This window comes from Aeromicrobium sp., from assembly GCF_047607065.1.
Classification (GTDB): Bacteria; Actinomycetota; Actinomycetes; order Propionibacteriales; family Nocardioidaceae; genus Aeromicrobium.
The window spans coordinates 46,202-57,962 of the sequence record NZ_JASGDU010000062.1 but is presented as its reverse complement, the minus strand read 5'-3'; the positions used below and the strand labels follow the sequence as shown (position 1 = coordinate 57,962).

The following is an 11,761-nucleotide window of genomic DNA, read 5'->3' as shown; positions in this document are numbered from 1 at the left end:
CGCGACCGCATACCCGCGCCCCCGCTCGCGTGCGGCCCGGCCCACCTGCCGCCACGGGATCGACGCCGGCGACAGCACCGCGACCGGTCGCCGCCACCACGGCACGCTCTTGCGCATCCGGGTGAGCGCCGTCTCAACATCGGCCCAATACGCCTCGACCTCCTCGGGCGTCGGATCGGCCGGCCCGAACACGTGCTGGTCGGCCACCGTGGCCAGCGCCGGGGCGCCGGTGTCGGGGAACCGTTCGCCCAGCAACGTCCCGTTCTCGTAGCGCGTGTTGCTGTGCGGGAGCCGCACGCCGAGGTCGCGGGCGCGGTCGGTGACCTCGCGCCAGCCGCCGCTCAGTCGCACCGCCGGGTCCTCGGCGTTGCGCCGCGCACGGCGCCGCAGCAGTTTGACCACCAGCAGGCCCCACAACGGCGACAGCAGCAGGATCTTCAGCAGGTCGAAGATCACCCCGACAATGGTCATCAGCAGGCCCCACAGGTCGAAGCCCTCGTCTCCGCCGGCACCCTGCGGCGGCGGCTGCTCGGCCTGCTGCGGGTCCTCCGGCACCTGCGGCGGCTGCGGGATGTACGGCTGCGGAACCGGATCGGGTTCCTCCTGCTGTTCCTTGAGGATCTGATCGTCCGGCGGCGTCGGCGTGAGCGGAACCCACCCCAGCCCCTCCAGATGGACCTCCACCCAGGCATGCATGTCGTCGCCGCGCACCACGCCGCCAGACGGCACCACGGCACCGATGACGACCCGCGAGGGGATCGCCCGGTCTTGCAGCGCCACCCCGAGGGCGGCCGCGTACTGCTCGTCGTTGCCGACGATCTCGCGCGGCTTAGCGGTCAGGTCGGAGATCCGTTTGAGTCCGTGACCGGCCGGGGACGGGTACCCCGTGGGCTTGCCGTCGCTGTAGAAGCCGCGCTCGTGGAACTGGCTGGCGAGATACTGCGCCAGCGCGCCCTCGTTGGACGGCAGCTGCTTCTCGCCGAGCCAACGGTCCACGAGTTTGTCGAGGTTCTCCGGCACCTGTTCGGGCCATTCGATGTGGTCGCCTTGGGCTGCGGCGGCCGCCTCGATCTCCTTGTCCGAATACGTCTGCGGCAGCACCGTCTCGTAGACGTAGGTGGCTCCCGGTTCGAGTCCGCCGACCTGGGCCACGGTGCCGGTAGCGTGGTTGTAGAGGACTGAGGTCGCCAGTTGCGCGTCGACGTCGCCGTCGGCGTTGCGCACGGTCACCCGCTCGGTCTGGCCGATGGACGGCACCCAGACGCCGCTGAACTTGTCGATGGTGACCTCGACCGTGCTGGCCTTGGCCGACGCGGGACGGTCCTGGAGCCGGACGAACGTGCCCGAGGCGTCGCCGTTTCCGGCACCGCCGGTGACGTTCCAGACGATGCCGTCGTACATATCCATCGTGGCGACGCGCACGAGGCTGCCGGACTCGACGCCGTCGACGCTGAACAGCTTGACCTGCTTGAGGTTCGTCTGGTCGGCGTAGGCGCGGAACTTCGACAGCGGGCTGGGGTAGTCGCGCGGATCGAACGGCGGGGTAACGTAGTCGCGCAGGACCTGGCGGTCGTCTCCGGCGGTGACGGCGGTGAGTCCGACCGCGCCGACGGTGACCACGGCGAGGGTCGCTGCGGCCAGCACGATGCGTCGCATCCAGGCCGCCTTGACGTGCCGCATGGCCCGCCACCGGGTCCACATCAGCAGGGCCAGCGCGAGCACGACCCCTCGGGTCAAGGTGAGGTCCGACATCGCATCGCCGAAGGCGGCCGAGGCCACGAATACTGCGGCGATGACGCCTGCGGCGGCACCCGGCCACCGGCTGCGCCACAGCAGGACGCCGGCGAGCACCCCGCCGAGCAGACCGATGACGAACGGCACGATCAGGACGCCGCCGACCGAGCCGAGGGGTGCCACCAGGGTCAGCGAGTCCCGCCAGGAGTCGACGATCCCGGTGAGGAGTTCGCGCATGGCATCGAGCGAGGGGAGGACCGTGGCGGCGGCCAACTGCGGGGTGGCCAACGCGGGACCGAGCAGGAAGTACGCCACGGTCAGGGCCAGGGCGGTCAGCCAGGGGCCGAGCCGGTAGACCCGTGAGGCGAGCGCGACCAGCGACCCGAGCAGCAGGCCGCCACCGGCGGCGACCAGCCAGCGCCATCCGCCATAGGCGTCGGCCAGCGGGCTGGCGGCGACGATGCCGAGGGCGAGCAGGGCCAGCACGTCGACCACGGCGAGCCGCAGCGACAGGCCGGTGTTCGAGGCACCGCCGGTGCGGATCGTGCGGGCGCGTTCGGTGTTGCCCCGTCCGGTGCGGGAGTTCTCAGTCATGTCCGTACTCCTGTCCCGTGGCGGGTGGCTCCCCCGGGCTGCCTGTGGAAAAGCAGGTGCGCCAAACGGCAACACGTGGTGTCCTCGGCCTATGGCTGCCGTCTATCTCCTCCGGTGCGCCGACGGCACGTACTACGTCGGCAGCACCCGCAACCTGTCGCACCGCCTCCAGCAGCACGCCTGCGGCAAGGGAAGCGCCTACACCAGCACTCGCCTGCCGGTCGAACTCGTGTGGGCTTATGAAACCGACCGCATCATCGACGCCTACGGGTGGGAACGACGTATTCACGGCTGGTCCCGCGCCAAGAAGGAAGCGCTCATTCGCGGTGACTTCGAGTTGCTCCCGTCGCTGTCGAGCCGCCGAGGCGGGCGTCCGCAGGGTTAGTCCGGTGGCGGGTCCCTTCGAGGCTCCTTCGTCGCACCTCAGGGACCGGGGACCGGTGGCTGAGGTGCGCAGGCCGCCCGCGGCCGAAGCCTCGAAGCCACCTCGCGCACGTCCCTTCGAGGCTCGCTCGTTCCTCGCTCGCACCTCAGGGACCGGGTGGCCCGGTCGTCCCTTCGAGGAGCCTCGAAGCCACCTCAGGGGCCGGGGATGGCGGCCGGTCATGTGGCCAGCCTTCGCATGGTGGAGGGGAGATCGTCGAGGCTGCCGAGGGTCGCCACGTCGAGATCACCCATCGGCGCAATCGTGGTCTGATCCCCCAGCCGGGACTTCACGACGATGGTCCGCACGTCGACCGGCAGGAACCGCCGCGCCCGGCGCACCTCGGCCGCCTCCACAATGGATCCGCACACGATCACGGCCACGCTCGCACCGTCGACCTCGCGGGCCAGCCGCCGCACCACCTCCGACAGCCGAGGCGCCTGACGCTCGAACTCGACGCCCGAGAGCTGGTCGAGCAGCTGCCGCGGCGTCGGCGTCCTCAGGCGGCTGACCGACGTGGCCGCCGTCAGCGTCTGCCCCTCCCCGAGGCACTGAATGCCCAGCGACCCGGCAATCGACACGGCCGTCTCGAACTCGTCGTCGCTGGCGTAGTCGTCGAGGCGGGTGCTGAGCGCGACGAGCAGATGCGAGCGCCGCGTCTCCTCGAACTGGCGCACCATGAGCATGCCGGTCTTGGCCGTCGACTTCCAGTGGATGTAACGCCGGTCGTCGCCGGGCACGTACTGGCGCAGCGCGTGGAAGGCGACATCGCTGTCGGTGAGTTTGCGGACCGTCTGGCCTTCGAGGTCGCGGATCAGGCCGGTGGCCGACCCCTCGATACGGACGGTGCGCGGATGCACGTAGAGCAGGTGGTCGTCGGTGAGGTTCTGCTCGCGGCGCAGCAGGCCGAAGGGGTCGGTCCGCACCGACAGCACCGGTCCGACCGTGAGCACGGCGCGGCGCTGCGTGGGGATCGCGAACAGGTCTTCGTGCTCGCCTCCGGCGGGCAGTGACGGCAGCTCGAAGGCGGCGCTTGCCGACCCGACCGGTAGTTCGATGGTCAGCGGGAGGCTGCGGCGTTTGGAGGCGTTGGTCAGCAGCAGGCGGCCGTTGGCGCGCTCGCCCACGACCACCCGGTCGCGGTTGAGGTCAAGTTCGGCGGCGAGCTGGTGGCGTCCGATGACGAACAGCGCGCACACGGCCAGCAGGGTCAGGCCGATCCAGAAGCCGGCGACGGCTTCGGTCCAGTCCAGCCGCCAGCCCAGCAGCCCTGCGGCCACGGCGAACAGCAGCACCACGACGGCACCGGGGGTGATGACCTCGGTGACCGGACGTAGTCGTGTGCGGATTCCGGTGGTGTGGTCGGCGAGCCAGGCGCGCGCGTCGAGTAGTCGATTGACTGCGGTGCGGCGCGCCCCGACCGCGCGCCGCGCGATCACCGATTCAGTCATCGGAGAACCTCCCGTACGTCCCTTCGCCCTTCGAGGCCGCTCCTTCGTCGCGGCACCTCAGGACCCGGCTCGCAAGCTCGCACCTCAGGGACCGGGTCCGCCGAACCCGGTCCCTGAGGTGCGACGAGGAACGAGGAGCCTCGAAGGGACGCTCCCGCAGACCGGTCATACGGCGGCGCGCTCCTGGGGGGCGACCTCGGTGTCGAGGATGCGCTGCACGATCTTCTCCGTGGTGGCTCCGCGGAACTCCTCTTCGGGGTCGAGCACCATGCGGTGCGCGAAGATGGAGACGGCCAGCGACTTGATGTCGTCGGGCAGCACGTAGTTGCGGCCCGAGGCGGCGGCCCAGGCCTTGCTGGCGCGCACGAGCGCCAAACCAGCGCGGACCGAGCAGCCGAGTTGCACCTCGGGGGCTTCGCGGGTCTGCTCGACCAGGCGGGAGACGTAGTCGACCACGGCCTCGTCGATGTGGACCAGGGCGGCCATGTCGATCATCGAGGCGACCGCGTCGGTGGTGATGATCGCGCTCAGTCCCTTGGCGCTGGCCTTGGTGCCGACGCCGGTGAGGATGCGCATGGTCGAGGCGTGGTCGGGGTAGCCGAGCGAGGTCTTCATCAGGAAGCGGTCGAGCTGGGCCTCGGGCAGCCGGTAGGTGCCTGCCTGCTCGATGGGGTTCATGGTGGCGACGACCATGAACGGTCGACCGACGGGGTAGGTGGTGCCGTCGACGGTGACCTGGCCTTCCTCCATGACCTCCAGCAGCGCCGATTGGGTCTTGGGCGAGGCGCGGTTGATCTCGTCGGCGAGGACGATGTTGGCGAAGATCGGCCCTTGGTGGAACTCGAAGCGCTGGCTCTTCTGGTCGAAGATGGTCACGCCGGTGACGTCGCCGGGGAGCAGGTCGGGCGTGAACTGGATGCGGTTCTGTTTGCCGTGGACGGTCTGGGCCATAGCGCGGGCCAGGGAGGTCTTGCCGGTGCCGGGGTAGTCCTCCAGCAGCAGGTGGCCCTCGGCGAGCAGGCAGGTCAGGGCGAGCTGCACCTGTCGGGTCTTGCCAACGACGGCCTGCTCGACGTTGCCGACCATCTGGCCGAACGTCGAGGCAAACCACTGGGATTGTTCAGGAGTGAGTGTCATGGGGTTCCTTTACTGAGAAGTTGAGGGATTCCTTTTTCCAGGCGAGCGGTTCCCGGTCATTGAGGCGCGAGCGAGGAACGAGCGAGCCTCGAAATGATCCGGATAGCGGGCCGCTGATTGGGTCCCTTCGAGGCTCCGGCCGCAGGCGGCCTACGCACCTCAGGGACCGGCCTCCGAGTTTGCGTCATGGTCAACACGGATCCTGGTCGCCGACCGTGTATTGCAATACCTGACTACCCTTCGCGAAATGGATACCTACCGAACCACAATATCCGGTGTACCAATATTCGTCAGTATAAGTGCCTTTACCATTGGAACCGACGTTGAAGGTAATGGGATAGTCCTCCCAGCCATCGGCGGTAACCGTATATGTTCCCGGATCAAAGTTCTTGACACTGAACTGAATCCATCTGCATGAACCCAACCGCGCATCCGGGACTGTGCAATTTTCTGTTGGCGTCGGCGCCTCGGGGAACGACACCGTCACCGAGCCAATCGGCTCGTCCTCGGTGGTGGCGGAGCGAGTGACCGTTTCGGAACGCTGTCCCTCGGAATCCACCGCGACCACCGTGATCTTCTTCGTCTTGCTGTACCCGTATTCGCAGTTAAGACCCCCGTGTCCGTGTCGGTGCTGCTCCAGCAGTCCTGCAACGTGACCTCCAGGTGGACCTCGCGGCCATTAGCTGACGGCTCCGTCCACGAGTAATCGATCGACGTTCCCGACGCACTGGCCGAAGCGCCCGGCGTCCGAACCGGCCCGTACGGCGAGATCGTGGCGCTATTGGAGCGATCCCCGGGCACCTCCCGACCACCGTCGGACGAATCTTCCTTGCTGATCGGCACCATCGTGTAGGTCTTCGTCGAATTCGATCCGAAACACACCTTGGCCGAAGTACTAGCGTTCTCGGCTTGCGTCGGCGCATTGATCCGCGCATCACCGCCTCGCCACTCGACCGAGTAGGCCACCACCGGGCGACCCCCGTTGTCTTTCGGCGTCGTGAAATTGATGGTCACGCATGCATTATTCGACGCATCGTATTCGTCGCCGTGACCGGTGATCTTGGGTGCGCTGGCCGGACCATACGGATTGACGGCATTCGACTTAGCGCTGGGATCGGAATATCCGGCCCTGTTCTCGGCCTCGACGCTGAAGGAATAGTCGACGCCATTGTCGACGTTGTCGTATTGCTTACTCGTCTGCCCCGCCGAGATCTCCTCCACCTTCCACTGCGCACCGTCGCGATACGTGACGAGCCGGTAGCCGCTGATCGGGTCGCCGTTGTCCTTCGGCGCGACCCAGGTGGCCTTGATCGTCTTGCCGTCACCCTTCGTTCCGCTATTGGGCGCAGTCGCGGTCGGCGCGGCCATCTTCGTCGGCTTGCCGAACGGGGCCACCGCAGCCGACGAGGGAGAGAACTGCTGCTGCGTCGGCGTCTTGTTGATCGCGCGAATCTGGAACTGATACGTCTTGCCGTTCTCCAGCCCGCCCCACGTGTACGAGGTGGCACCACCGCTGACCGTCTGCGTCTGCCCCGACCCCACCAGTTTGATCTCGTACGAACTGATCTCCGAACCCTCGTTGCCCGGCTTGGTCCACGACAGCGACAACTGCTTGTCCATCTTCTTCGGCTCGTCGGCGATCTGCGGCGGTGCCATGACGTCCGGCATCTTGTCCGGCGTCACCGGCGACGAAGCCGCCGACGGGTCGCTCTCACCGATCTTGTTCACCGCGACCACCGTGAAGGTGTACTGATCGCCGGGGTTCAACCCCTCCAGCGTGCAGGTCGTGGACTGGCACTCCTGGCTGAAGCCGTTCGACCCGCTCACCTTGTACGACGTGATCGGGGCACCCCGGTCGTTCGGTGCCGACCACGTGAGCACCGCCGAACGCGCCTCCGTCGTCGTCACCTGCGGCTTGCCCGGTGCCTCCGGGCGGCCCGCGACGATCACCTTCGCCCGGCCGACCACATCGCGCACGCTGTCGCCCGACGCATCGGACACGGTGAACTTGACCGTCACCACGCCCGAAGTGTCCTTCTTCGGCGTCACCGTGATCTTCGTGCCGCTGACATCCGGGCTACTCGCGTCACCGCCCTCAAGACCCACACTCGACAACTTCAGCGACTCGTCCGGATACGGGTTGGTCGCATAGTCGGCCACGTCGATGGTGATCGCCTCGCCCGCCGTGCCCTCCAGCTCGATCGGCGCGATCCGCACCAGCGGCCTGGCCGTCGACGAGATCGTCACCAGCACCTGCCCCGACACCTCGGCGGTGCCGTCCGACACGGTGATGTCGACCGTGCCGGTATCACCCGGCTTCGCCTCGTCATTGGCCGTCACACTCAGCGTCGAACCGCTCGTGATCTCCGCCGACAACGGCCCGTCCGACGCCGCCACCTCGAACGACAGTTTGTCTTTGTTGGCGTCCTTGGCCGCCGGCTGCAACGGCAGCTCGGCCGCCTTGCCGTCATCGGCCACCGTCATCGTCAGATTGCGGAACGTCGGCGGCACATTGTCGACCGGCGTCACATCGATGGGGATCGTCAACAGCGAGGTCAGCCCGTCCGGGTCGTTCAGGCTCTCGCCGTCAGTCACCTCGAAGGTGATCGACGCCGGCCCCACGTAATCCTTCTCCGGGGTGAAGACCAGCTTCGTGTCGTCGCCCTCGACATTCAACGCGCTGCCGTCGTCGTGCTGAGCGTCGAAGGTGTCGGTCGTCGTCAGGATCGGCGTGCGCCCCGGCCGCACCAGCACGTAGGAGTCCAGGTCGATCGTCAACGGCGTGTTCGCCTTCGTCGTCGCCGGAATCTTCTCGGGATCGAGCGCCGGCGGCGCGCTGTTCGTACCCGAGACGAACACGAAACCGAACGCCTCCTGGTCGTCGCCGTCGGTGACCTTGTAGACCACCACCTGATCGGTCTCGGCCAGCGTCACCTCGATCTTGCGGCCCTTAACCCGCGACACGTCACCGTCGACCGCCTCGATCTCCAGATCCTCCAGGCGACCGTCCAGATCGCCGTCATTCTCGAGCACGTCGATCGTCGCCTTGTCACCCGGCTTCTTCCCGGTGACCTCCGACAACTCGGCTGAATCGTCGCGCACAATGGGCGCGTGCAGCGGTGCCAGATCGCTCGCCGTCACCGTGAGGAAACCGGTGTCCTGGCCGCCCAGGCCGTCGGTGATCGTGTACCCGACCGAAACGCCGGCATCCATGCCGTCCTTCGTGTCCGGCGCGGTCAACTCGACGAACTGCCCGGCCAGCTTCGCGCCCGAATCGGCCGGTGCCGACAGGCCCTCCTGCACCACTGGAGCGTCGCCATCGGGATCGGAGTCGTTGATGCGCGGGTCGTACTGGATCTGCTTGCCCGGACGCACCAGCAACTCGTCGTTCAATGCGACCGGCGGCTGATTGGCCGACGACGGCGGCACCACACCGATACGCACCTCCGCGTTGCCGCGTCCGCCATACTTGTCCTCCACGGCCACGGTGAACACCTCCGTGCCCACCTGGCCCTCCAGCGCCTCGTACTCCAGCCAGTCGGCACCCGTCGCCACGATGCGGCCCATCTGCGGGGCCAACACCACCGACTTGAAACCCACCGCGTCGCCGTCGGGGTCCGACCCCTGCACGTTGAGCGGAATGCGGATCGACTCACCCGTGATCGCCCGGTCGATGATCGGTGCCGGCTGCGGCACACCGTTGCTCTCGGCCGTATCGGGCTTGACCGTCAGCCAGATCGTCGAAGCCACCCGCACGCCACGGGCGTCACGCACGCCGTAGGTCAGCGCATACGACCCGGCCTGTTCGGGTGCCCGCACCTTGATCGCGTCCCCGGAGACGAACGCCACCAGGCCCGCGTTCGTCGCGGCCTCGTCCAACACGATGTCCTCCTGCAGAAGGCTCAGCGCATCACCGTCGGGGTCGCTGTCGTTGTCGAGCACGTCGATGCTGGCCACCGAGTTCGCCCGCATCGTCTGGTGATCCTCGTTGAGCACCGGCGCGCGATTGGCCTCCAACGCCGTGCCCGGACTGACGGACACCGCGCCCTCGACCGTCGCCTCACCGTCGGAGACCTGATAGGTGAACTGCGCCGGAGCCGTCAGATCACCCGTGGCCTCGACGCGCACCATCTGCTTGTCGATCAGCGACACCTTCAACGGCACCGTGCGATCCACCGAGACGCCCTGCACCACCAGCACGTCCTCGTCGGCGTCGTAGTCATTGCTCAGCAGATCGACCAGCACGCTGCCGCCCGTGGGCAGGGTGCCCTTGTCCTTGACCGCCACCGGCGGAACGTTCACGCCCTGATCGGCCTTGACGTCCAGGCGCACCACCGACTCGGCCGTCTGGTCGTCGTTGGCCGCCGAATAGCGCAGGTAGTACGTGCCCGGCTTGGCCGCCAACGCCGTGAACGTGCCGCCCACCGGGTCCTTGACGATCTCCACCCCGTCGAGCTGCGTCACATCGCTCAGCATCAGCGGCGTACCCATCGGGTTGGCATCGTTGACCAGCGGCTCGACCAGGATCTTCTTGCCCGCCGAACCGGCCGTGCGATCCGGCGTCAACTGCGGCTTGGCCTGGGCCGCGCCCACCACCTCCACCGGCAGCACCGTCGTCACCTGCTGGTCGCGGCCGTCCGAGACCGTCACCTCGATGCCGGTCTTGCCGGCCTGGCCGTCGGTGTCGAGGTACTCGACCGTGCCGTCGGCGCGGAACTGCACCTCACCGCCACCTTGCGGCTTGGCATCGACCACCGTGAGATCGTCACCATCGGGGTCAACCCAGTCCTGCAACATGAAGACGCTCGAACGCTGCCCCTGGCCGACATACAAGGTGGTGTTGCGGTCGGTCAGCTTCACCGGTGCCAGGTTCTCGCCCTCGCCGCGCAACACGACCGTCGCCTGCGCACTCGCCGTACCGCCACGACCGTCGGAGATGTCATAGGTGAACGTCGACTGGCCGGTCGCGCCGGCCGGATAGGTCGCCTGAACCTGCGTGTCGTTACCGACCACGGCGTAACCACCCACCGGCTCGGGACCGGAAGCGTGTACGACCTTCGTGATCGTGATGATATCGCGGTCCGGGTCGGTGTCGTTCAACACCACCGGCAGGATCGTCGACTGGCCGGGGCGCGCGCCGAGCGTGTCCGGATTGGCCACCGGCGGCCGGTTCTGCTCCTGCTCCTCGACCTCTTCGAGCTTCTGCTTCTCGAGTTCCTGCTTCTTGGTGTTCGGGTCGACATCGTCCCAGTTGTTGACGATGTCGAGGGAGTCCCGCTGCACCAGCCACGAGTCGCCGCTCACCACATCATTGAGCACGACCACCTTGCGATTCGAGCGGAACACCAGATCCGCACCCGCGCTGACCTGCGGGATCGCCTTGTGGAAGTCCTCCTCGCCGTCGCACAGCCGGGAATAGGACTTCGCCTCCGGATCGGCCCATGCAGCATGGACACAGCCGTCCATGACCACCGGCGCGGCCGGACGCCCGTTGACCTCGGGACGCTTCACCTTCGTCAAGTCGCCACCGCCAGGAGAAGCCGTCCACAGCCCCTCGACGCCGGCCACGTAGACCGTCTCGCCCTGCGCCGACGGCTGCTGCAACCGCACCAACTCGGGGTCCTCGGACGGCACCTTCACCGGCTCGGCACCCGGACGGTACAGCGTGCCGTTGTTCTCGTCATAAGCCACCGGCGTCGAGCCGACCACGCTCAGCTGCACCTTCTCGCCCAGCGACTCGCCGAGGTCGACGACCTCCTGCTGCACCGGCTGACCGTTCTCGTCCACCGCGAAACTCGTGACCTCGCCACTGGTGCGATCCAGGACATAGGCCACACCCGCCGGGCTGACGGCCACCGCACCGTCACGGGCGACCTTGATCGCCTCCTGCGACGCCTTCGCCGAGAAACCGCCGATGTTCGCAGCCGTCTGCACCCACGCCTGGCCGGTCTTCAGGTCCAGCATCGCGATGGTCTGACCGCCGAAGGCCGCATCGAGCGTCTCGGGCAGCTCGACCGGATCGGACGACGTCGACGTCGCCACGTCGACCGCACGCAGGGTACGCGGAGTGCCCTGGCTGTCGACGAAGACCGTCGGACCGTTCTGGAAGATGTCGACCTGGCCCGAATCGGTGCTCACGCCGAGGTCGAGCTGCTTGATCTGCGGGTTCAGCCGGCCCGCCAGGAGGCGCTGCGAATTCGAGACCCACACGCTGCCGTCGTGCAGTTCGACGTCGGTGACCGGCGAGCCGTCCGCGTTGACCGCCAGCGCGACCAGCGCCGTCGCCACCAGCGCCAGGGAGGTGCCGGACGCGGCGCGGCGCTGGCCCTTCGACGGGCGCCACTGCGGCAGGGAGGAGGGAAGGGAGAGTTTCACGACGAGACCGCCTCACGGATCGACGAGCAAAAGGATGGGCGGCTGG

5 protein-coding genes are annotated in these 11,761 nt (G+C 67.7%); 1 reads left to right on the top strand and 4 read right to left on the bottom strand.

Annotation, left to right across the window (positions count from 1 at the left end):
* Positions 1 to 2,328, bottom strand: a 2,328-nt coding sequence (locus QM597_RS10715; RefSeq protein ID WP_415004880.1) for a transglutaminase-like domain-containing protein, incomplete at its 3' end; no start/stop codon positions are given.
* Between the two features lie 91 nt (positions 2,329 to 2,419).
* Between QM597_RS10715 and QM597_RS10710 the strand changes: the two genes are divergently transcribed.
* Positions 2,420 to 2,713, top strand: coding sequence for a GIY-YIG nuclease family protein (locus QM597_RS10710; RefSeq protein ID WP_415004879.1), 294 nt, complete (start codon positions 2,420 to 2,422; stop codon positions 2,711 to 2,713).
* Positions 2,714 to 2,931: 218 nt separating this feature from the next.
* Here QM597_RS10710 and QM597_RS10705 read toward each other — a convergent pair whose 3' ends face one another.
* The 3 genes from QM597_RS10705 to QM597_RS10695 all read right to left on the bottom strand — a co-directional run bounded on the left by QM597_RS10705 (position 2,932) and on the right by QM597_RS10695 (position 11,715).
* Positions 2,932 to 4,203: a DUF58 domain-containing protein gene (locus QM597_RS10705; protein WP_415004878.1), complete on the bottom strand. Its 1,272-nt coding sequence runs from the start codon at positions 4,201 to 4,203 to the stop codon at positions 2,932 to 2,934.
* A 165-nt stretch (positions 4,204 to 4,368) separates the two neighbouring features.
* Positions 4,369 to 5,340, bottom strand: coding sequence for an AAA family ATPase (locus QM597_RS10700; RefSeq protein ID WP_415004877.1), 972 nt, complete (start codon positions 5,338 to 5,340; stop codon positions 4,369 to 4,371).
* 483 nt (positions 5,341 to 5,823) lie between these two features.
* On the bottom strand, positions 5,824 to 11,715 hold the full coding sequence (locus QM597_RS10695) for an Ig-like domain-containing protein (protein WP_415004876.1): 5,892 nt from the start codon (positions 11,713 to 11,715) through the stop codon (positions 5,824 to 5,826).
* Positions 11,716 to 11,761: the final 46 nt, after the last annotated feature.